This is a genomic window from Paenibacillus sp. FSL L8-0644, from assembly GCF_038008165.1.
GTDB lineage: Bacteria > Bacillota > Bacilli > Paenibacillales > Paenibacillaceae > Paenibacillus > Paenibacillus polymyxa_D.
This window is the reverse complement of the sequence record NZ_JBBOYN010000001.1, coordinates 4,862,481-4,885,473: the sequence shown is the minus strand read 5'-3', so window position 1 is coordinate 4,885,473 and position 22,993 is coordinate 4,862,481. Positions and strand designations below refer to the sequence as shown.

Sequence of the window (22,993 nt, the reverse complement as noted above, 5' to 3'; positions counted from 1 at the left end):
GTTTACAATCTCCTTTTCTTGTAGATACGTCAATATTTTAGCACAAATATGATAGTTGAGATACTTTTTGCTCAAGCGTTGTTGAGTAAATGAGAATGTTACTGGATCTTGTTGTGAAAATTAAAAAAAGGAGAGTTATTAATGAAAGGAATTATTCTTGCTGGAGGTTCAGGAACAAGGCTTTATCCTCTGACTAGAGCCGTTTCAAAACAAATGCTTCCAATTTATGATAAGCCTATGATCTACTACCCTTTATCTGTGTTGATGTTAGCGGGTATAAAGGAAATCTTGCTTATATCTACCCCTAGGGATATACCCTTTTTCAAGGAGCTTCTCGGAGATGGCGGGGCACTAGGTATTTCGATTGAATACAGCGTTCAAGAGAAGCCTAACGGGTTAGCTGAAGCGTTTATTATTGGGGAATCTTTTATAGATGGCGATCCTGTAGCCCTTGTCCTTGGGGATAATATTTTTTATGGACTAAACTTTAGTAAGACGCTACAAAGAGCATCCGAACTCACTGAGGGAGCCATAATTTTTGGATGCAATGTGAAAGATCCAAGAGCATATGGAGTTGTAGAATTTGACAATGATTTTAACGTTTTATCAATTGAAGAGAAGCCTGAGCATCCAAAATCTGATTACGCTATTCCAGGTCTTTATTTTTTCGATAGTAAAGTTGCGGCTTATGCTAAACAAGTCACTCCTTCAGCACGTGGAGAGCTTGAAATAACTTCTGTTATAGATAAGTACTTAAATAATAGAAGTCTGAAAGTAGAGCTTATGGGAAGAGGTATGGCTTGGTTAGATACTGGTACTCATGAATCTTTGCTAGAAGCCTCCAATTTTGTTGAAGCTATACAAAAGAGGCAAGGGTTATATATATCTAGCATTGAAGAAATAGCTTATCGTATGGGCTACATTAACAATCGTCAGCTTTCCGATTTAGCTAGACCGCTTATGAAAACTGATTATGGAAAGTATCTGCTTGATTTAGCTGAGAGTAGCAAAGTTAGCTTATGACATTGTCAATATGATGAAAAATTGAAAAAGGGGTTATCTACTTGCGATTCTCTTTGAAAGTGAAGTGGGGTCTTGTATTTGTGATCAGTGTGCTGGTCTTCTCCGTTCTGCTAAATTTATTTATTCAGACGCCCACTACTATGTACTTAAAGATGTCGGTTAAAAGCAAAATCGAAGATGATTTCCAGGTTTACCTAATGGATACAAAAAAAGGTTCTGTATTAAGCGAAGATAACTCGGTGTCATTGCTCTATTCAACTCCTGGTGTAAGTCAGGAGTTGAAGTTTCGTTTAAATACCGATATTAATAAGATTAGATTGGATTTAGGAAGTAAACCATCTTTACTGATGGTGTCTGATTTTAAAATAGCCTCACTGCTTAAAAATTATGAGTTTAGCATTAATAATATTTCAACGAAGAAAAGTAACCAGATTTCTAAATATGATATCCTTGATTCAGCAGTAAGCATTGAAACAGCTGGCAATGACCCGTATGTTTATGTTTCGCTTCCTCCGAATAACAAGGAGAGGATATTAGAAGATAATACATTAGTAAAGCACTTTATTTGCCTCGGCATTTCTCTTATTTTATCTATACTGTTATGTTTGCTTTTGAAAATAAGAAAAGAAGTGTTTGGACTTCTGAAGGAACTCTATCAGAACAAAGAACTGATTTACCGTCTTTCGCTGAACGATTTTAAAACTAGATATGCTGGTTCTTATTTAGGGATTATTTGGGCCTTTGTTCAGCCAATTATAACAGTCTTGATTTATTGGTTTGTATTTGAAGTGGGATTTCGTTCAGGTCCTGTTCAAAATGTACCTTATATCCTCTGGCTGATTGCTGGAATTGTTCCATGGTTCTTTTTTGCTGAATCATTAGGTAATTCAACTAATGCTCTTTTAGAATATAATTATCTTGTGAAGAAGGTTGTTTTTCAGATAAGAGTTCTTCCTTTTATGAAAATCCTATCAAGTGCTTACGTACATTTGTTTTTCATTTTAATCATTGTACTTATATATGGAGTGTACGGTTTGTTTCCAGATGTATATTATTTACAGTTATTGTATTACTCATTAGCTGCATTCGCTTTAGTTTATAGCATGTCGTTAATAACAAGTTCATTAATTCTTTTCTTTAAAGATCTGGGGCAGATTATTAGTTTGGTTTTGCAGTTTGGGATGTGGCTTACACCGATACTCTGGAATGAGAATATGCTTCCGACTCAATTCAGATGGATTTTGAAGATTAACCCGGCTTATTACATTGCCGAAGGATATAGGGACTCTCTGATTTATAAAGTTTGGTTTTGGGATAGGTATAATCAGTCAGTTTACTATTGGGCACTTACTTGTTTGTTGTTCATAGTAGGGGTGTTCATAATGAAAAAATTGAAGCCTCATTTTGCTGATGTATTGTAGGGATGGTGTTGAATTATGAGTGATTCAGTAATTTCAGTTACTAACGTATCAAAAGTCTATAAATTATATGATGCTGCTATTAACCGTTTAAAGGAGTCTTTAAGTATACGGAAAAAGAAGTATCATAAAGAATTTTATGCACTAAATGATGTGTCTCTTTCAGTAAGTAAGGGAGAAATTGTTGGTTTAGTCGGGAAAAATGGCTCTGGAAAATCAACTCTGTTGAAAATTATCACTGGAGTAGTCTCTCCCTCAATTGGTGAAGTTACTGTCGAAGGAAAAATTTCTGCTTTGCTTGAATTAGGAACAGGCTTTAATCCTGAGTATACCGGAATCGAGAATGTGTTTCTAAATGGAATGATCATGGGTTTTTCAAGAGAAGAAATGGAGAGAAAACTTGATAAGATACTTGAATTTGCTGATATAGGCGATTTTATTCATCAGCCTGTAAAATCTTATTCGAGCGGTATGTTTGCAAGATTAGCATTTTCGGTCGCTATTAATGTTGAACCGGAAATTTTGATTGTCGATGAAGCTTTAGCGGTTGGGGATTTAAAGTTTCAATTAAAATGTATGGATAAATTTAATGAGTTTAGAGAAAGAGGTAAAACTATACTATTTGTTTCCCATGACATTAATAGCATTAAGCGATACTGTACCAGAGCAATATGGTTAAACGAGGGTAAAATAGAAGCTCAAGGTGACACGGAGACCATATGTGATCGATACACTGATTATTTAAAATATGGCGATGACAGAGCGAAAGGCAAAGTTTTTGGCGCCGATGTTAACGAAAGAGTATTAAATAAAGATGTAATTGGTTTTATTGAAAAGGTTACATTGTTAAATGAAAATGGAGAGGAAATATCAGATATAACATACGGAAAAAAATGTACTCTTAAAATAGATTATGTAATGAATGATGATGTAGTGGATATTGTGATAGGGGTTGCAGTACATTCGATAGATAACATATATGTTTGTGGTTTAAATACTTTGTTGGATGAAGAAAAGATTATATATAATAAAGGTTACAATACCATATATTTAAAATATACTGATTTTAATCTTTTAGGAGGGAGCTACTACTTTGATGTAGCTTTATTTGAAAGAAACGCTCATGTTCCGATTGATTATAAGGCCCAGGTCTGTGAGTTCTTTGTTAAAGCTGCTTATATTGCTGAAGGTCTTTGCGTATTACCCCATTCTTGGAGTACGAAAGGATAATCATAATGAAATATGATTTTGAATTGGACCTGACTTCGAATAATTCGTTGGCACTGATTTCAAAAAAGATCAGAAAGCATGCAACTATATTGGAATTTGGCCCTGCCGCAGGGCGTCTTACCCGTTACCTGAAAGAAAAGCTTGAATGTGATGTATACATTGTTGAAATTGACCAAGATGCGGCTGAGAGAGCTCTTCAATATGCCAAAGATGGAATTGTTGGAGATATTGAAGAAATGAAGTGGTTGGATAAATTTGGGGAAATCCAGTTCGACTACATTATTTTTGCAGATGTACTGGAACATTTGTATGACCCTAAGAGAGTTCTTAGCGCTTCTGTCAATCTGCTAAAAGATGATGGAGCGATTTTACTTTCGATACCAAATATTGCTCATAATAGTGTCATTATTGATATGATGAAAAGTCAGTTTAAATACAGAAGTACTGGGCTTCTTGATGATACACATGTCCGCTTTTTTACCTATTATACATTATTGGAAATGATTGATGAATGCAATCTGATGACAGTAAGTGAAGAAGCTGTTATAAAAAAAGTGGGCGAAACAGAAATCGGCAGTTACTTTGATGGCTTGCCTAATTCAGTAGCTTCATATCTTAAAAACCGGCATTTAGGAGATGTCTATCAGTATATTTTTGTAATGGGTAAAAAGGGAATTCATTCTGGTACAGCATTCTTTAAAAATATTTCCGCCAAAAGTAACTACTATTATTCTCAGTTATATATAGACACAGGGGCAGGATTCAGTGAAAATCAAACTATTATTAATACACAGCAATATAATGGTGTAATAGAGTTTGATCTTAAAGATTATGAGCAAATAAAAAAACTAAGATTTGATCCATTGAATGTGAGTTGTTCATTGAGAGTAGATAGAGTTGAACTTCATATGAGCGATGGATCAGTACTAAAAGTGGAAGGTTATGAAAATAACGCCGACTATCAATTTAATGGTTTTCTATTGTTCTTTCACGAAGACTCTCAATTTATCTTTGAAAAGCCTAGAGGAAATTCTAACATAGAAAAGTTAATTTTGAATGTTGCTATGCTAGATGTTGAAATAGACCAATATAATTACACTACGGAATTATTAAATAACCAAGTAAATTTAATAAAAGATAAAGAGATTGTTGAAAATCAATTACTATCCGCTCAAGGGTTAATATCGTCTTTATCAAATGAAAAAAAAGAATATATCAATGAAATCGAACAATGTAAGCGGGAAATTGAAAATTTAGAGGCAATAAATATAAATCTTGTTGACGAGCTGGGATTCTTAAATGAAGAGAGCAAAGTGAGAACGGATGAACATGCGAAACTTACTAATACTCTGTCTCTTCAAATTGAAGAGTTGAAGAAAGAAATAGAAAAACAGTCTTTACAATTAAATCAAATCCACTCTTCTAGGAGTTGGAAATTAATTTCTAAAATTAAGAAATTGGGTGTGCGTTAATGTTACTGAGTGAAAAGATCAACCTTATAACTTCTATAATTGATAGAAATACAGTTAAAAATAATATGCTAAGAAGTTCCATCATATTTAAGCTCAGTGACGTTGATAATTTAAATGTTAATGCAGATGCTACTTTAAATATCAATGAAGCTGATAAAGCTGCAGAAATAACGTTTGAAGTGAAAAAAGATATTAAGTTTTTGAAGTTTATATATAATATATATAATGATAATGACCAAGGTAGTATTGTGTTAAATTGTTATGGAACGAATGGGGAATCTCAAGTATTTGAGGTAGGAGCCTTTTCGGGACAAAGTATTGCCTTTTATTTGAAGGCAGATTTTAATATTAAAAAAATTATTATAAGTATTTCTACTGAATATACTTTTAATATCAGTCAGCTTGAACTTATAGGAATCACAAAGAGCGAATACAAATTTAATAAAATAAAACAATATTCTTTGAAATTAAATAGACTTGTGAAATTGCAACCTCATTTGCGGGGGAAATTTGTGCAAGAAATAAGAACAGCAGGACTAAAGCCAGCTTTGCAAAAGGTTAAGCAGAAGTTATATCACAATGATCCCAAGGATAATATTATAGTGATGGGTAATGAACTCATACTTAGTCCTTTATCCTATGCTTCCACTAATAGTATACTTTTTATTGTACACGATGCTCAAAATGCTGGAGCTTCTATACTTTCTTTAAATATGATTCGAGTATTAAAAGAGGTCTATCACAAGCAGGTCATAGCAATTTTGCTCAAAGGAGGGCCACTTGAGAAGGACTTTTCAGATGTAGCTGATGTAATAAACTTACATCAAAACTCTTTGTCTAATTTGGAGAATGAAACGGAAGTATCCCGGATTATTAAGTCTATTCGAAAACGTGGAGTAACTTATTGTATTGCGAATTCTGTGGTGTCTAGTATTCTTGTTGAACTTTTGGAGAAAAATGAAATTAAAACCATCTCACTTATTCATGAACTTCCTACTTCTATTCAGACTTATAATTTTGTGCAGGCTGCCAACAATGCAGCACGGTATGCATCAAAAATTGTATTCCCTAATCAATTTGTTAAAAATAGCTTTCAACAGTACTTTGATCTTCATGAAGACAGAGTACTCATTAAGCCTCAGGGAATATACAAGAAGAGGTTACATCGGTTAAACAAGAACTCTGCAAAAGAAAAATTATGCGAGGAACTGGGGATTAGTACAAGTTCAACCATTCTACTTGGCTGTGGTTATGGTGACTTGAGAAAAGGTCTTGATTCATTTTTTTCCTTAGCTAGAGAGTTGATTTTAAATTGCAATTGTAAAGATATTCATTTTGTATGGATGGGTGGTACAGAACAAGTATTAGAGAGATGGTTAATGCATGATGCACAGACTCTGAAGATTGAAAAGAATATTCATATGATGGGATTCCAAAAAGACCCACTTCCTATCTTCGAAGCGGCAGATATGTTTGTTCTCACATCTAGAGAAGACCCTTTTCCATCCATAGCCTTAGAAGCAATAGACAATGCAACGCCTGTAGTTACTTTTGAAAACAATGGTGGAATGGCCGAGCTTATAACTGAATTAGGGGTTAGAGCAACTCCATACTCTGATATTCATTTGATGGCTCAGGAGATTATGAGGATATTAAAGAATAAAGATATCTATGACGCAATTGTACAAAAAGGACATGAAGTTATTGAAGAAAAATTTAATTTCACTAAATATGTTGGTGATATTTTAAGTAGTATCAACTCTGAGGTTTATCGAATTCCTGATTTGAAAGTATCGGTAATAGTACCTAATTATAACTATGAATCTTTTATTGAAGAGAGACTCCGTTCCATCATTAATCAGACAGTAACTCCATATGAAATTATTTTCCTTGATGATGTCTCTAAGGATAATAGCGTAGAGTTGGCTAAAAGAATGTTAGAGCAAACTTCAATAAAGCATAAGATTATCGTTAATAAAGAGAACATTGGATGCTTTGGTCAATGGATTAGAGGCATTCAGGAGGCTTCAGGAGATATAATCTGGATTGCTGAGGCAGATGATCTGTGCGAACCTGTTCTTTTGGAGAGATTACTTCCGTCTTTTTCAGATCAGGAAGTGAATCTGGCGTATTCCCAGTCACAAATAATAGATGAGCATTCCAATAAAGTGAATTATCATTACACACAATATACTGATGACTTATCTGTAGAAAAATGGCGAGTACCATATTGTATTAATGGAAAAGATGAATTAGTTCAAGGACTTGCTATTAAGAATACGATACCCAATGCTAGTGCAGTGTTAATGAGGGCTTCTGCTTTACAGGGGATTTCAGAAAAACTAAGTGATTATAAAATTGGCGGAGACTGGTTTGCTTATCTCTATCTTCTACGACAAGGTAAAATTTATTTCACACCTGAAGTGTTAAACTATCATCGTAGACACTCACAAAGTATAATTAGTGTAAATGAGCAAACACAAGAACTTTATAAAGAGATATTAAGGATCAAAAACTTTATTATTGATAACTACGAATTGCCTCTGGATATAGTAGGAAGTTTTGTTGAACAGGTGGCTAAGGATTATGAAAGACTAGGCTGTAAAGGATATGGAAGCAAAAATATTCTCGATAATGATGAATTATCAGAAATGTATTTAGCCTTGAAAGATAGAGCGTTCCAAAAAAGTAGTCAAGTAAATTATTTGTGTGAACAGAAAAAAATATTGTTTGTAACTCCCGATTTTGAAGTTGGTGGAGGACAAATGCTAGTTATAAGGCTTGCTAATTTTTTTGCTTCTTTTCAGAAGGTATACATTTATAATGCAAGACCCTGGTTGTTGGAGGAAAGTGTATTAAAAATGGTTTCTCCATCAGTTGAAATTTTACCAAGCAAAGGGGACCCGGAAGAACTAAGAGGATATATTGAAAAATTTAATATAACTACAATTAATTCTCATATTTGGTGGTCTGATAAAATTACTTGCTTGGCTGTTAAAGAGATGACATCAGTTAATTGGGTGTTATCTATGCATGGTTGTTACGAGGCATTGTTGCAGAACCCTGATTGGGATAATGACTTCTTGCAGTTGGTTCCTAATGTACTAGAACGTGCAAATCATATCATTTATGCTACGAATAAAAATTTGAAAATTTTTAGTGAAGTTAACATAAGTGATAGCAGTAAAATCAAAAAAGTGTACTATGGATATGACCTACAAAGTATTCCTTCAAAAAATAAAGAAAGTATTGGTATACGGGAAGGGGAATTTGTTTTTGGTCTAGTGTCCCGAGCCATTAAAGAGAAGGGCTGGGAAGAGAGTATTAAAGCTCTTATTCAATTAAATAACAAAAATCAATCTAGAAGTCATCTTATTCTTGTTGGCGAGAGTGAATACTCCAAAATGCTTAAAGAAAAATATAAAGATATTGATTATTTGCATTTTGTAATGAATTTACATGAGCCATCTGAATGGATCGGTTGGGTTAAGATTTTTGATGTTGCATTATTACCAACTTATTTCATCTCTGAGAGTCTACCTAACTCTATTATAGAATATTTAGCTTACAACAAGCCTGTCATTACAACGAATATTGGTGAAATTAAACAGATGATCTATTCGGAAAAGGTTGATAAATTTGCGGGAATATTACTTGAGTTAAACGACGAAGGAATAGTTAATACGGATGATATATACACTTCAATGTTAACATTACAAAATGATTCCCAAAAGTATGAGGAATTAAAAAGTAATACTGCTCTGCTTTTTAAACAATTCAGCATGCGTAACTTTGCCCGAGAATATTTCAATGTTTTCTAAATTTTTTTTAAAGTCACCAGTTGTAGTACTGGTGACTTTAAAAATGTAGAGAGGAAAAATCCTAATGAGTACGATAGTTTTTGGTGGAGCTGGGTTTATAGGCACAGAACTGATTAAAAGACTCTGTAGAGAAAACGTGAGCACCACACTTTATGATAGAAATTTAAAAAGCAAAAAACTGCCTGATGAAAATTATAATATAATTGAAGGGGATTTTTTTTTAGAGACTGACTTCAGAAATATTCTAAAGGGACATGATACCATTATACATTTGATAAGCAGTGTTACTCCATTTTCTTCAATGGTAAGTATTGAAGATTCTTATCAAAAAGATGTGGTGAAAACATTGGAGATGGTTGAAGCTGCAAAAAACGAAGGAATCCAAAAAATAGTCTTTGTTTCTTCAGGAGGAACGGTATATGGTAATAACTCTTCGGAACTATTAAATGAAGATATGCCGTGTGTACCTTTGAATCATTATGGAATAATGAAACTGACTATAGAAAGAATCCTATTAATGTATAATAAACTATTTGGTATGAAAAATATTATACTTAGGGTTGCTAATCCATATGGCAGGGGACAAAATCCGGAAAAGAAGATAGGGGCTATTTCAATATTTTTGCAGCATGTCTTAAACCAAGAGCCTATTTCTATATACGGAGATGGGAAAATTGTCAGGGATTATATTCAAATTTCAGATGTTTGCCAGGCAATCGTATCTGCCTTGCAGTATAGCCCTGATTCTTATGATACAGAGCCCATATTTAATATAGGTACAGGTGTGGGAGTATCGCTATTAGATATAATTTATGAAGTTGAAAATGTATCGAAAATCAAGGCGCATATTAATTTTCTAAGTGAGCGAAGTATCGATGTCAAAAGTAGTATACTAGATTCGTCGAAAGCTAAACGCTACTTAGGTTTTGAAGCTCAGGTAAGCTTGCAAGAAGGAGTAAACGATCTTTACAACTTTTTAAGAAGGAAAATCTAATGAGAGTATCAATTGTTATTCCTAATTATAATGGTGCTAAGTTTCTTCCAGGCTGTATTAATTCATTAAAAAAACAACTTTATACTGATTATGAACTGATTTTAGTTGATAACAATTCTGAAGATAATAGTGTTACTGTCGCAAGGGAATTGTTCAATGAAATACAAATAATTAGTATGGAAGGAAATACAGGGTTTAGCCGGGCAGTCAATGCTGGGATCCGAGAAGCTAACGGTGAATTTGTTGTACTGCTTAATAACGATACAGTAGCAAAAGAGAATTGGCTTGGATGTTTGGTTACATGTATGGAGGAGAATTCCACTGCTTTTTCTTGTTCGAGTAAGATGATCATGTATAATGATCAGGATAAGATAGATGATTCAGGTGACGCATACACTATTTTCGGATGGGCTTACCAAGAAGGGAATGGTCAATCAATCAAGCACTTCAATAAAAATGTTGAAGTTTTTAGTTCGTGTGCAGGTGCTGCGATATACCGGAGGGAGTTGTTTGACAGGATTGGTTTATTTGATGAGGCTTTTTTTGCATATCTTGAAGATGTAGATATTGGATACAGGGCACAACTGATGGGCTATAAAAATATATTTTGCGCAACAGCTGAAATATATCATATCGGTAGTGCAACTACTGGTGGTGGGTACTCTCCTATTAAAGTAAGACTATCGGCGAGAAATAATATATATCTTATATATAAGAACATGCCCTTTTTTCAACTGGCTATTAATATGCCTTGTTTGATAATAGGACACTTATTTAAATATATGTTCTTTAAGAAAAAGGGCCTAGCCAATTATTATGTTGAAGGAGTGCAGGAAGGGCTTAAAGAAAGAAAAAAGCTAAGAAAAACACAACATGTAAAAGCCAGTCGCTATATTTATATTCAATACTGGCTTGTATTTAAAGGAATCTATTATGCTTTTCATAAATTAAAAAGGATGATTATTCATATATAAATGGTTCAAAGCCTAAAAACACAATTATTGAGCAGTATCATATAATAAAAAAACTAAGCATGGAACCTATACAATATAAATAAGTGGGGGATTACTCATGATAGTAAACTCTTTAAAGTTACATGATGTAAAAATTATAGAGCCCGTAGTTCATGGGGATCATAGAGGATTTTTTATGGAAAGTTATAATGAGCAATTGTTAAAAGAAAAGGGAATCGATTGTACCTTTGTTCAAGATAATCATTCTTTATCTGCTGAACCAGGTGTGATACGCGGGTTGCATTATCAACTCGAACCTAAAGCCCAAACTAAACTAGTCCGTGTTATTTCTGGAGCAATTTATGACGTTGCTTTAGATATCCGTCATAGCTCGCCAACTTTTGGTAAATGGATAGGAGTGATTTTGAGCGAATACAATCAACGTCAATTATTGGTTCCAAAGGGTTTTGCACATGGGTTTTGCACCCTTACTCCTAATACACAGGTAATTTATAAGGTTGATGAATATTACTCGCCAGAGCATGATCGTGGGATTCTATGGAATGACCCAGCTTTGGATATTAATTGGCCTATTTCACAGGCGATACTCTCTGAAAAAGATGAGAAACATCCCGTTCTTGCTGAGGCTGATTTAAATTTTAATTAAAGATAAGCTTATTTGTTTTGAAATTTAAGGGAAATTAAAATTGGAGGGTTTTTATGAAACTTCTTGTCACTGGCGGAGCTGGATTTATTGGTAGTAACTTTGTTATGTATATGCTGAAGCAATATCCACATTATCATATAGTAAATGTAGATGCTCTAACATATGCGGGGAATCTTGAGAATCTCAAATCAATCGAAAAAAATCAAAATCATACTTTTGTGAAGGCAGATATAACTGATGTACATGCAATGGACCGGTTAATGCAGCAGGGAATCGATATTGTTGTTAACTTTGCTGCTGAATCACATGTGGACCGTAGTATTTTGGAACCTGATATTTTTGTGAAAACAAACGTAGTAGGGACACAAGTGCTTCTGGAGGCTGCCAAAAAGTATGGAGTTTCTAAGTTCGTGCAGGTTTCAACAGATGAAGTATATGGTTCTCTCGGAGAAACAGGTTTATTTACAGAAGAAACTCCTCTTCAGCCTAATAGCCCGTATTCAGCATCTAAAGCTGGCGGTGATTTGCTTGTTCGTGCGTATCATGAGACCTTCGGTCTACCTGTTAATATTACACGGTGTTCGAACAATTATGGACCTTATCAATTTCCAGAAAAGTTGATACCACTAATGATTTCGCGTGCATTGAACGGACAACAGCTTCCAATCTATGGCGATGGAATGAATATTCGGGACTGGCTCTACGTAGAAGATCATTGTAGTGCAATTGATCTGGTTATTCATCAGGGTGAATTAGGTGAAGTGTATAATATCGGAGGCAATAATGAACGAACCAATATTCACATTGTCAAGACCGTGCTTGAGGAACTCGGTAAGCCAGAATCACTTATTAGCTATGTAGAAGATCGTCTTGGCCATGATCGTCGCTACGGTATAGACCCAAACAAAACGATGAATCAACTCGGCTGGAAGCCTAAGCATTCTTTTGAAACGGGAATTAAGGAAACCATTCGTTGGTATCTGGAGAACAAAGATTGGTGGACACGTATTCAGTCGGGGGCTTATCAAGAATATTATAAAAAGCAATATGGGCATAGGCTGGAGGACATTTAATATGAAGGTCCTTGTTACGGGAGCAACTGGTCAATTAGGTAGTCAAGTTTGTGGGTTTTTCCAAAAGCAGGATTACGATGTTTTGCCGTGTGACCGAGAGAAGCTGGACATTACTAATTTGGAGCAGGCTATAGGAATTTCGAAGAATTATCAACCAGACGTAATAATTCACTGTGCTGCGTACACTGCAGTGGATGCTGCAGAAAATGATATTGATAAAGCATATCAGATAAATGCATACGGAACCCGTAATATGGCCTTGGCTGCAGAAAAAGTGGGAGCAAAGTTTGTATACATTAGCACTGATTATGTATTTGATGGTTCCTCAAAGAACCCTTACCACGAATATGACAATACCAATCCCCAAACTATTTATGGCAAATCAAAAAGAGCTGGGGAAGTGCTAGTGCAATCGTTATCTTCTCGCTATTTTATCGTAAGGACTTCATGGGTATATGGGATTAATGGCAGCAATTTTGTAAAGACTATGTTAAAACTGGGGCAGGAGTTACCTATACTTCAGGTTGTGAATGATCAAGTAGGCAGTCCGACATATACAGTAGATCTTGCGTACTTTTTAAATGAAATAATTAAGACTGAAAAATATGGAGTGTATCATGCTTCAAATAGAGGATCATGTTCATGGTATGAGTTTACACAGGCAATATTCAAGGACGCAGAAGACATACTAGGCATTAAAATGACCTCAAAGTTAGAACCGTGCACTACCCAGCAGTTTCCAAGGCCTGCGCCGCGCCCATTAAATTCTGTATTAGATCATATGAGCATCCGCACTAATGGTCTAACCGATTTACGCCCTTGGAGAGAGGGGTTGCAGCAATTTTTAAAGGAGTTAGCTGCGTATTAGGAGGAATTATTTTGGAATGAAGTAAATTAGAGATAAAGAATAAACTGTTTGAACTTTCAGGGGGAGTTGTGAAGTTAAAGTATTTAGGAGGACTACGTGGATTCGTAACATTTTTTATGGTGTTTTTTAACTTATTAAGGAAATTATATCATTATCTATATATGGGAGCTAAACAACATTAACGCTCCAGCAAAGTCAGAATTGCTTTTTGTGAGCACTCCCCTGAATGTTTTGTACAATGGGAATTTTGCTGTTTGTATTTTTAAATAATTGTGTTCAAGCCAACCAAAAGTTCTAAAATGCGTTGAAATGACCGCAAGAATATACGACATGAAATTCGCGATGATCGCTGGAAACAAATCAAAGTCCTCTTGCCCTTTGAACGTAAACCTCAAAGCGACCTATTATTAAGGACAATTGTATGAATAGCCCGAACCAGAGCAACTTGGGATGACTTGCCGATTTGTAAGGCATTGTAGAAAATGGTATACAGACGATTTCGCTGCTGACACCCGCCGATGTTTGGGAAAAAGACCTTCAAAAAGAGTCGATCTCTCTTGACTTGGGTCATAACCTCCTTAGTGCAACGATTGTCTGCGAGCATTAGCACAGGGGCGGGGCAACAGGAGTAGCAACATCAGGACATCGGACGTTACTGGGGGGAGTAACCACCAAAATTTATCCCGTCGTTGACGCATTGGTGTATCCCAATGCTTAATGCTTATGCCTGATCAACAGCATAATTGCGTGATCAGATACGAGATGATCCACGACATTGAACTCACGAGAAAGACTGATCACTGATCAAGGCTACGACATGAATGATTTCTAAATTTGATTGAGACCCGGAAGGCTACTGTCGTTATTCCCAGCAAAGGGACCTTGAGGTTTTTACGTACATGTGATTGGTGAATTTATAAGGAACGTTACTTGCAGGAACTGCCATTTAATCACCTGAAATATTCCCGTCGGTTAGCCACTCAATCGAAGCAAGAATGCACCTTTATTGCTTTTTATCGCTTTCTATTTTGGTATGGCTTCATTAGATTTGAATATACACTCTAGAAAAGTTCTAACTTAGAAAGGTAAGAATAATGAAAAAAAGTATTGTTTATATTGACTCATTAAAAGGAATCGGCGCTATAATTATTGCTTTTTATCATATAAGTGGACTTATTGGAATACCAAATAGTTCATTAAATTTAATTAATAAAGTAATGAATATTTTATCAGATATAGGATACATTCCAGTAGAAATGTTTTTTTTCTTTTCAGGATATCTAATGATTTACAATTATTCTGATAGAATTAAGGAAATTGATTTTTTTGAGTACATAAAAAAAAGAATTAAATTAGTGTACCCTTTTTTATTTATTAATATAGGCGCATGCTCTTTGTATATTATAATTAGTGGCGGTTATATTAGTTTTTACCAAATATTATATAACATATTATTCCTTCAAAGTGGATATTTCCCAGGAAGTGGTGATTTTCGTATTGATGTTGCTGGAGGTGGTACATGGTTCTTAGCACCGTTATTTTTATCATATGCCATATTTTTTTATATTTGTAAATTTAGAAGTGAAGAAAAAGCTTTTGGATTATATAGTATTATAGTTTTAATTGGATTGATAGCGCTGAAAAATGGTTGGAATTATCCTATTTTAAATGGTTACATGCTACGAGGACTGTTAGGTTTTTTTGTAGGATGTATGTTTAGTGTGATTGTAAAAAAATATGGATTTAAAGTTTCCAAATCAGTTATATTAGGAATAGTAATAATTATCATATCATATATAAGTATTATTTATCGTGGTGAATACATTAATACTTTAGATTTTATTATAATTACTGATATAGTTATTATACCGTGTATTATTCTAACTTTTGAAAACATTCTTTGGATTAAAAAAATATTTTCATTCCATATACTTAAAAGAATTGGTACATTATCTATGCAACTATTCTTTTTAAATCTTCCGGTTGGTTATTTCTTTAAATTATTAATAAGCAATAATTTCTCAATAACTATTTTTAATCAATATGTCTTGTATTTTATATGTTTATTTGCATTATCTTTGTTACTTGATTGCATATTGAAAAAATTACGAAAATTAGATAAATGTAAATACTTAATGAAACTTCAAGTATTACGGAATAGGATACTTATATGGAAATCATAAAAACTAGGTTGTACCATCTTTTGTTTGATTAACAAAATCAAATGGTTTTATAAAGGGTTATTACCCATTAAGAGCACGCTCCAATCGATTGAATTAAGAAATAAGATTTGATAAGGGCGTGAATATATTGTTAACTGCAAGGAACGAAAAGGAAGCCGGAGAACAAGCCTTGAAACAAACCTCCGATAAACGGTTGAGGGTAACCCGGAAAATTGCAGGATGGAGATTTAATCCATCTTGAATCACTCTCTGAGGAAACCTCCTTAAGTAGCCCCAGAACAAACTCAGCAACTGACCGACTTTCTTACCATAAACGCTTTGTAGATGTTTAATTTGAATTGAAATATACATGGATTCTGAAACTTGTCATCCTTATATAATGGGCGTAAATATAGTTGTATGTTTAGTAATAGTGAGCTTTCCCTGCTTTTGGATCGTTTGGGCTTTAGCTACACGAAAGTCACCTACACTCTAGCCGTTCATATTTGGAAGAACAACTACATTCGGGAGAAGATGCTGCCCGCTCTAAAAAAAGCTTTCGATGGATAAATGCACATCTTTTCTTCGGAGACGAGAATTTGTGCAGGAGTAGTTAAGGTTTGACTCGGTATTTTTATCCAATAATGGGTGATCATTGTCCCTATTGAAGGTCTGTGGAAAATGGTTGAAAAGCGCCGTCATTCATAATGTGTCAATAACAAAGTTTATAAAAAATGTATGACGATTCTTCTATATTTCACTTTATATTTACAAGAAATAAATATGATGATACGTACGCATGAAACAAATGGAGAGTGTGAACAAGATAGAAAAAAATGTTAATATCAAATTCAGTTGACCTGTTTATCGTACCTACTATGAAAACAGGTTTTAGTACAATGGCGAGAGTAAATTTAGCTTTGCTCAAAAATAATAATTGCTATACCATCAGCTTCTCTACTTCTGTTAATTCCTGAGCTAATACGAATCCATCTTAGGATAGACACCGGCTTACGACATTTTTTTCTTTGCAGAACCACAGAAACTGTGATTAATAAATGTACATCTTTTTCTTAGCATTGCTGTATCGGAATTTCGTGATTGCTCCACAATTTAAACAAAGTGTTGAAACAAGGACATTGGATGATATATTTATAGGAAAACGTAATTTTACCTTAGTATCCTAAAAGGAAGGTTTGAAAACTTAACCTAATAATCATTAACGATAACTTTTGATAAATAATTGATAGGGCTAGGTGGGTTAGAGTTAATGAATAGGAATTTTGGATTAGATATATCAAGAGTCACAGCTATCTTAATGGTTTTGATTTGTCACGGTCTATCTTGGTTTTTTCTGGATTATGGTGTACTAGGATTCGTATATGTATTCGGTTACTTAGGAGTAGAAATATTCTTTGTTTTAAGTGGCTTTTTAATTGGTTCGATTCTAATAAGAGACATATTTCATAGTGGAAGTTGGAACTCTCTCCCTAACTTTTATGTAAGAAGATGGTTGAGAACTATTCCTGTATATTATTTCGTTATTCTTATTTTATACATCTTAGATTCAAGTCAATTTAACCTGGAAACGATGTTGTTTTTACAAAACTTTGAAGCGGAGAAGCTATTATTTTTTCCCGTTTCATGGAGCCTTTCTATAGAAGAGTGGTTTTACTTGTTATGTCCAATAGTCTTTTTGCTTATTTCTAAGCTAAGTAATTCGAATAAAAAAGTTTTGATATTTTCAAATCTTTTTATTTTGTTATTTATTAATATATTGAGAATTGTTTACGTCATTAATTACGATCCATCATGGGATCAAGGAGTAAGAAAACAAATACCGATTAGGTTGGATAGCCTATTAATTGGTGTGTTATTGGCCAGTGTAAAATTTTATTGGGTAAAATTTTATACAAAGGTTGCTCGAGGCAAGATATACCTAATAGCTAGTCTAATTATCTTATATTACTTTGGAATGCAATTTGTCTATGATGGTATTACTCAGAATACTATAAATAATTCGTTTTATAGCAGAACTCTTTTATTTTTTGTCGTTTCTCTTTCATGTGCTGTTATTATAGCTTATTTTGAACAGAGCAAAGTAAATAGAACTAGTTCTAGTGTTTTTAGAAAGGTAATTACATTTTTAAGCAAGATAAGTTATTCTATATATTTAGTGCATTTTCCTATATTTAAGTTCTTATCTGTTGTGCTTGAATCCCATAATTCAATAGTAGTAAAATTTTCATTATTATTTTGTTCTCTTATTTTAACACTTATAATTGCAACTGTTTTGTACTATTGTATTGAAATTCCTTTTTTAAAATTAAGAGATAAGTATGTTCCTGCTAGAAAAATAAGCCTTTAAGACGAAAGAGAAAGACAAGCGCCCATGGATAGTCAGGATAATTACTGAGATTCTTTAAATAGGCCAGCCCCTTCTCCATTTTATGGAGAAGGGGCTATTTGGCTACTAACGGTTAAATGACTTTTAGCGAATGAAACAGACTTTTATATAACAGCTCCCTGCTGTACTACAAAGGAATGAACAAGTTTGAGAGATTGTTAACGAAATTAGGTTAATGCACATAGTACATTTAATTTACCGAAATACCATCGAATGCGTGTTCCTTTATGGAAATATATAGTATAATTGAAACGTGCAACCGATAGAGCTGGCAAGGGCGGTCGGCTAACTCTCCCGAGGAGGGGGGTGAAGCCTGTGACAGTGTTTGAGGCGCTCAGTTTAATGCTGACGTTCGGGGCGTTAATCGTCACACTGTTAGAGTTTAACAAACGAAAATAGACCGCCCCCGCAAGGAAGGGTCTATTTTCGGCCTGATTGTTCCAAAACCGTCCGCTCTTGGAGCGTTGGTTGCGCAGGGGCTGGCTGGCACCAGCCCTTTTTCCATGTATATCTTACCACGATGAATTTTAGACCTCAACCGAGGATTTTACAAAAATCTAATAAACGACTTCCAATGAACAATATATAGTTCGAAATGATTTGGTTTGTCTATATTTGCGCTTTGGAGTGACAGGAATCGAATTTTGCATAATCCTTCTAAACTATGTAAGGTTACAAGTTATGTGCTTTTTTGCGCCCCGTGGTCTGCGCGGTATGCTATAATAGGCGATAGTAGAATAGATTACTGAATTTGTCAGGAGCGTTTTAAATATGGATGTAAGCATACTGGTCGTCAACTATAATACGTGTCAATTGACGCTGGATTGTTTGCAGTCGGTGTATGCGTCCGAGACGCAATACCGATATGAAGTGATTGTTATTGATAATCACTCCAGTGACGGATCTGTTGAGGCTATTCGTGCTGCATACCCGGAGATTATGTTGATAGCCAATAAGGATAATACAGGTTTTGCCAAGGCGAACAACCAGGGGATGGAAGTAGCCAGCGGGCGTTATGTATTGTTATTGAACTCCGATACGTTGGTGCAACCGGACACGCTGGATACAATGATCCAGTTTATGGATACGCATCCGGAGATGGGGGCATCGGGCTGTAAGGTCATCCTGCCGGATGGATCATTAGACAAGGCTTGTAAGCGTGGTTTTCCAACGCCATCAGCTTCCTTTTACTATGCTTTTGGCTGGTCGAAGCGTTACCCGGATAACCCGAAGTACAATCAATATCAGCTTGGGCATCTAAGCCCGGATGATGAGTATCCAGTAGATGTACTGGTAGGTGCTTTTATGCTGGTGCGCCGAGAAACGATTGACCAGGTCGGTGGCTTGGATGAAACCTTTTTTATGTATGGTGAGGACATTGACTGGTGTTACCGGATTAAGCAAGCCGGGTGGGGCATTTACTACTACCCGCGCACATATATTATTCATATCAAAGGGGGCAGCGCTCGCCGTCGTCCTTTGAAAATTATTTATGAGTTTCATAGAGCTATGTGGGTATTTCATCGTAAGCATTATAAACAGCAATACAGTTGGATCACCAATATGGCTGTATATGCGGGGATTGCCGTGAAATTTGGAATGGCTTTCCTAAAAAATAAGTTGTCCGCACCGGTCAAGCCGGACGGCGGGGAACAATCTCATACTGAGGTGAAAGCATGATACGCAGAAATCAGCGTTTTTTAACCCAATTATATATTGTGGCGGATTTCGCGGTCATTCAGTTGTCCTTTCTGATCGCTTGGTTTTTCAAATTTGAAAGTGAATGGATCACCTATACAGAACCGCTTCCTATTCAAGTATATGGAGGCTGGAGCTTAATCTACGGCCTGATTGCCGTAGTGCTGGGGATGTTGTTTTCGCTCTATTCGCCCAAACGCAAAAAACGATTTGCAGATGATGTATTTCGCGTCACCCAGATTCATATCGTTGGACTGTTCGTGCTGTTGAGTGTGATGTTCTTCGTGAAACAAATCGACATCTCGCGGTCCTATCTGGCAATCTATATGGTTGGAAACGTGCTGCTTATTTTGTTTTATCGATTTTTCTTGAAGCAAGTTCTTAAAGCTCTCCGTCAAAAAGGGTACAACAAACAATTTATGCTTATTCTTGGGGCGGGTACTCTAGGCCAGCGATTTTATCATAACCTTGGACAGTATCCTGATCTGGGATACGAGGTAGTGGGTTTTCTGGATGATAAGCGGCATTGGAGTGAAGAGGAAGAGGCGCATTTCCGCCCGATTCTTGGAGGTTTAGATCAATTGGAGGCTACGCTGTCGCGTCTGATGATTGACGAGGTCATTCTGGCGCTGCCGCTGGATGCTCATGATAAGTATCCTAAGATTATCAACATGTGTGAAAAGGCTGGAGTGCGCACGCTTATAATCCCCGACTTTTTCGATTATTTGCCGGCTCGCCCGTACTTTGATAACTTTGCAGGTATGCCGATGATCAATGTGCGGGATATTCCACTGGATGTAGCGGGGAATCGATTGTTTAAGCGCTTATTCGATATTTTATTCTCTTTATTCGCGATTCTCCTGACCTCTCCGATCATGCTAGCAGTAGCGATTGGTGTGATGATTACATCCAGAGGGCCAATCATTTTTAAGCAGGAGCGGGTAGGCTTGAATCGTCGCACCTTCCGAATGTACAAATTTCGTTCGATGAAGGTGTTACCACCTGGAACTGAAGATACGGGCTGGACGACTGCTAATGACCCAAGACGCACACGTTTTGGTACTTTTATTCGTAAAACGAGTCTCGACGAGCTGCCGCAGTTTTTCAACGTTCTGCTGGGTGATATGAGTGTCGTTGGTCCACGCCCAGAGCGGCCCTATTATGTGGATCAGTTCCGTGAGGAAATTCCAAAATACATGGTGAAGCATCATGTTCGTCCCGGAATCACAGGCTGGGCACAGAGCAACGGGTTGCGCGGAGATACATCTATTGAGGAACGGATTAAGCATGACATCTTCTATATTGAGAACTGGTCGCTCTTATTTGATATTAAAATTATTTTCCGCACGATTCGCAACGGTTTCAAGAACGCGTATTAATACAGAAGCACCCTTCGGTTTAGCCGGAGGGTGCTTTTGCGTCTGGCAGTTGTTTTGAGCATGCGTATGTGGGGTATTGACCTGTACGAAAAGGATGTGACACCCTATGAAACGACTGATTGCTGCGGTCATTCTTTTAATGTTAACCGGCACATTTTTACTGGCTTACAAAGGGCAATCTACAGAAGAACAGACTGACTTTACCACGCACCGCGTAATTTCGCATGCCATGGGAGCCGTTAATGGTTTGGCCTATACTAATGCGCGTGAAGCGTTTGTGGAAAATTATAAAAAAGGCAGCCGCGTATTCGAGGTCGACCTGATGTTTACTTCGGATGGACAATTGGTGGCGCGCCATGAATGGACAGAATCTTTTACAGAGCAAATGCAACAGGAACAAGCAGTTGCTACAGAACAGGGCGGAAAACCGTGGAGCTACCATCAATTTAAGAACACCCCCATACACGGTTCTTATACTCCAGTAGATTGGAAGGATGTATTGGATTTATTGGAAACATACCCGGATGCTTATATTGTGACCGATACGAAAGAACAGGACCCTGCCCAGATCAAACAGTTGTTTGCACAACTGACCCGTCAGGCGCAGGAGAAAAACCCCGAGCTTTTGTCTCGTATTGTTCCCCAAATTTATAATGAAGAAATGCTGCAAATGTTGCGGAGTATTTATCCCTATCCATCCGTTATTTATACGCTCTACGCCACAGAGGATAAAGATGACCAGATTATTCGATTTGTACAACAAAATGATATAACGGCAGTAACTTTACCAGAGAATCGGGTGAGTGGTGCTCTAGTGGAAAGTTTGCGTCAGGCCGGAGCGGTATGCTACGTAAATACCATTAATGAGTTGAAGGATGCGGCTGAGTATGAACAGATGGGTGTGCAAGGTTTCTATACAGATATTTTAACGGAAAAAGAACTTAGTAAACGCAGTTGGTTGTATGCGCTACGCCCCTAAGCTGTCTGAACGGGGTGTTCCCATTTGATACGAACATTGACACCTTTTAAGCACTGTCATAGACTTAGCATAGAACGCTTTTGGATATTGGAATTCGGTTCGACTGGATCATGACAAAAGCAATGGATGCTGGAGGAATGTGTGTTGGCAGATTCAATTCAATCATGGAGGCATGTGTTTAAGCTTGATCCTGAAAAGGAACTGGATGATGAGGCACTTGACGCCGTGTGTATGTCTGGTACGGATGCGATTATGGTAGGAGGTTCATCAGGTATTACCTACGAAAATACGGTGGATTTGCTGTCGAGGGTTCGACGTTATGAGGTGCCGTGTGTGCTTGAGGTGTCCGATCTGGAAGCTGTAGTACCAGGGTTTGATCTATATATGATTCCTATGGTACTGAATACCGCTGACAGTAATTGGATTCTAGGACAGCACCAACGTGCGATTGAACAGTTTGGTTATATGATCCCTTGGGATTTGCTTGTGACGGAAGGATATATTGTTTTGAACGGTGATTCTACAGTCGCTAAGCTTACCGGAGCAGATACTTCGCTGGATATTTCATCTGCCACCTCATATGCACAGATTGCTGACAAGCTCATGCATCTGCCGATTGTATATGTGGAATATAGCGGTGCTTTTGGGGATATGGAGCTGGTGCAAAAAATACATCGCAGTACAGAGCGCTCTCGTGTCCTATACGGGGGAGGAATCGTGGATAAATCTACCGCGTTACAAGCGGCTGCCGTTTGTGACACCATTGTAGTAGGAAACATCATTTATCGTGACTTGGCGAAAGCGCTGGAGACGGTAGCTGTGAAATTGGAAGTATAGAACGTGATTTTA

General features: G+C 36.3%; 17 protein-coding genes. All 17 read left to right on the top strand.

What is annotated here, in order from left to right; translation table 11 throughout:
* Nucleotides 1-141 precede the first annotated feature (141 nt).
* A complete protein-coding gene (gene rfbA, locus NSS94_RS22205; protein WP_117290398.1) occupies nt 142-1,023 on the top strand; it encodes a glucose-1-phosphate thymidylyltransferase RfbA in 882 nt (293 codons plus the stop codon).
* A 59-nt stretch (nt 1,024-1,082) separates the two neighbouring features.
* Complete coding sequence (locus NSS94_RS22200; protein WP_341040428.1) at nt 1,083-2,444, top strand: ABC transporter permease; 1,362 nt, start codon at nt 1,083-1,085, stop codon at nt 2,442-2,444.
* 15 nt (nt 2,445-2,459) lie between these two features.
* Entirely contained in the window at nt 2,460-3,671 is a 1,212-nt protein-coding gene (locus NSS94_RS22195) for an ABC transporter ATP-binding protein (RefSeq protein WP_341040141.1), read from the top strand.
* A 5-nt stretch (nt 3,672-3,676) separates the two neighbouring features.
* The gene (locus tag NSS94_RS22190) at nt 3,677-5,143 is read left to right on the top strand and encodes a class I SAM-dependent methyltransferase (protein ID WP_341040140.1); all 1,467 of its coding nucleotides are present in this window, start codon (nt 3,677-3,679) and stop codon (nt 5,141-5,143) included.
* Nucleotides 5,143-8,964 carry a glycosyltransferase gene (locus NSS94_RS22185; protein ID WP_341040139.1) on the top strand — a complete coding sequence of 1,274 codons (3,822 nt, stop codon included), beginning with the start codon at nt 5,143-5,145 and terminating at the stop codon, nt 8,962-8,964. The genes NSS94_RS22190 and NSS94_RS22185 overlap by 1 nt, the downstream gene beginning before the upstream one ends.
* Nucleotides 8,965-9,028: 64 nt before the next feature.
* Entirely contained in the window at nt 9,029-9,958 is a 930-nt protein-coding gene (locus NSS94_RS22180) for an NAD-dependent epimerase/dehydratase family protein (protein WP_341040138.1), read from the top strand.
* Nucleotides 9,958-10,932 (top strand): glycosyltransferase family 2 protein, encoded by a 975-nt coding sequence (locus NSS94_RS22175; RefSeq protein WP_341040137.1) that lies wholly within the window; start codon nt 9,958-9,960, stop codon nt 10,930-10,932. The genes NSS94_RS22180 and NSS94_RS22175 overlap by 1 nt, the downstream gene beginning before the upstream one ends.
* 97 nt (nt 10,933-11,029) lie before the next feature.
* Nucleotides 11,030-11,578, top strand: a complete 549-nt coding sequence (gene rfbC, locus NSS94_RS22170; protein WP_117290409.1) for a dTDP-4-dehydrorhamnose 3,5-epimerase — start codon at nt 11,030-11,032, stop codon at nt 11,576-11,578.
* 53 nt (nt 11,579-11,631) lie between these two features.
* Nucleotides 11,632-12,651, top strand: coding sequence for a dTDP-glucose 4,6-dehydratase (gene rfbB, locus NSS94_RS22165; RefSeq protein ID WP_341040135.1), 1,020 nt, complete (start codon nt 11,632-11,634; stop codon nt 12,649-12,651).
* Between the two features lies 1 nt (nt 12,652).
* On the top strand, nt 12,653-13,519 hold the full coding sequence (gene rfbD / locus NSS94_RS22160; protein ID WP_341040133.1) for a dTDP-4-dehydrorhamnose reductase: 867 nt from the start codon (nt 12,653-12,655) through the stop codon (nt 13,517-13,519).
* Nucleotides 13,520-14,613: 1,094 nt separating this feature from the next.
* Nucleotides 14,614-15,702: an acyltransferase family protein gene (locus NSS94_RS22155; RefSeq protein WP_341040131.1), complete on the top strand. Its 1,089-nt coding sequence runs from the start codon at nt 14,614-14,616 to the stop codon at nt 15,700-15,702.
* Between the two features lie 1,249 nt (nt 15,703-16,951).
* Nucleotides 16,952-18,049: an acyltransferase family protein gene (locus NSS94_RS22150; RefSeq protein ID WP_341040129.1), complete on the top strand. Its 1,098-nt coding sequence runs from the start codon at nt 16,952-16,954 to the stop codon at nt 18,047-18,049.
* A gap of 345 nt (nt 18,050-18,394) precedes the next feature.
* Nucleotides 18,395-18,487 carry a putative holin-like toxin gene (locus tag NSS94_RS26285; protein ID WP_219727884.1) on the top strand — a complete coding sequence of 31 codons (93 nt, stop codon included), beginning with the start codon at nt 18,395-18,397 and terminating at the stop codon, nt 18,485-18,487.
* 372 nt (nt 18,488-18,859) lie between these two features.
* Nucleotides 18,860-19,768, top strand: a complete 909-nt coding sequence (locus NSS94_RS22145) for a glycosyltransferase family 2 protein (RefSeq protein WP_165146359.1) — start codon at nt 18,860-18,862, stop codon at nt 19,766-19,768.
* Nucleotides 19,765-21,165 carry an undecaprenyl-phosphate glucose phosphotransferase gene (locus NSS94_RS22140; protein ID WP_039271378.1) on the top strand — a complete coding sequence of 467 codons (1,401 nt, stop codon included), beginning with the start codon at nt 19,765-19,767 and terminating at the stop codon, nt 21,163-21,165. Before NSS94_RS22145 ends, NSS94_RS22140 begins: the two co-directional genes overlap by 4 nt.
* A 106-nt stretch (nt 21,166-21,271) precedes the next feature.
* Nucleotides 21,272-22,144, top strand: a complete 873-nt coding sequence (locus NSS94_RS22135; protein WP_165146362.1) for a phosphatidylinositol-specific phospholipase C/glycerophosphodiester phosphodiesterase family protein — start codon at nt 21,272-21,274, stop codon at nt 22,142-22,144.
* A 126-nt stretch (nt 22,145-22,270) separates the two neighbouring features.
* Nucleotides 22,271-22,981 (top strand): heptaprenylglyceryl phosphate synthase, encoded by a 711-nt coding sequence (locus NSS94_RS22130; RefSeq protein ID WP_341040127.1) that lies wholly within the window; start codon nt 22,271-22,273, stop codon nt 22,979-22,981.
* The last annotated feature ends 12 nt before the right edge of the window (nt 22,982-22,993 follow it).

Coding starts and splice junctions, on each gene's coding strand:
- rfbA (WP_117290398.1), top strand. CDS start 142: ATGAAAGGAATTATTCTTGCTGGAGGTTCAGGAACAAGGCTTTATCCT.
- NSS94_RS22195 (WP_341040141.1), top strand. CDS start 2,460: ATGAGTGATTCAGTAATTTCAGTTACTAACGTATCAAAAGTCTATAAA.
- NSS94_RS22190 (WP_341040140.1), top strand. CDS start 3,677: ATGAAATATGATTTTGAATTGGACCTGACTTCGAATAATTCGTTGGCA.
- NSS94_RS22185 (WP_341040139.1), top strand. CDS start 5,143: ATGTTACTGAGTGAAAAGATCAACCTTATAACTTCTATAATTGATAGA.
- NSS94_RS22180 (WP_341040138.1), top strand. CDS start 9,029: ATGAGTACGATAGTTTTTGGTGGAGCTGGGTTTATAGGCACAGAACTG.
- NSS94_RS22175 (WP_341040137.1), top strand. CDS start 9,958: ATGAGAGTATCAATTGTTATTCCTAATTATAATGGTGCTAAGTTTCTT.
- rfbC (WP_117290409.1), top strand. CDS start 11,030: ATGATAGTAAACTCTTTAAAGTTACATGATGTAAAAATTATAGAGCCC.
- rfbB (WP_341040135.1), top strand. CDS start 11,632: ATGAAACTTCTTGTCACTGGCGGAGCTGGATTTATTGGTAGTAACTTT.
- rfbD (WP_341040133.1), top strand. CDS start 12,653: ATGAAGGTCCTTGTTACGGGAGCAACTGGTCAATTAGGTAGTCAAGTT.
- NSS94_RS22155 (WP_341040131.1), top strand. CDS start 14,614: ATGAAAAAAAGTATTGTTTATATTGACTCATTAAAAGGAATCGGCGCT.
- NSS94_RS22150 (WP_341040129.1), top strand. CDS start 16,952: ATGAATAGGAATTTTGGATTAGATATATCAAGAGTCACAGCTATCTTA.
- NSS94_RS22145 (WP_165146359.1), top strand. CDS start 18,860: ATGGATGTAAGCATACTGGTCGTCAACTATAATACGTGTCAATTGACG.
- NSS94_RS22140 (WP_039271378.1), top strand. CDS start 19,765: ATGATACGCAGAAATCAGCGTTTTTTAACCCAATTATATATTGTGGCG.
- NSS94_RS22135 (WP_165146362.1), top strand. CDS start 21,272: ATGAAACGACTGATTGCTGCGGTCATTCTTTTAATGTTAACCGGCACA.
- NSS94_RS22130 (WP_341040127.1), top strand. CDS start 22,271: ATGCTGGAGGAATGTGTGTTGGCAGATTCAATTCAATCATGGAGGCAT.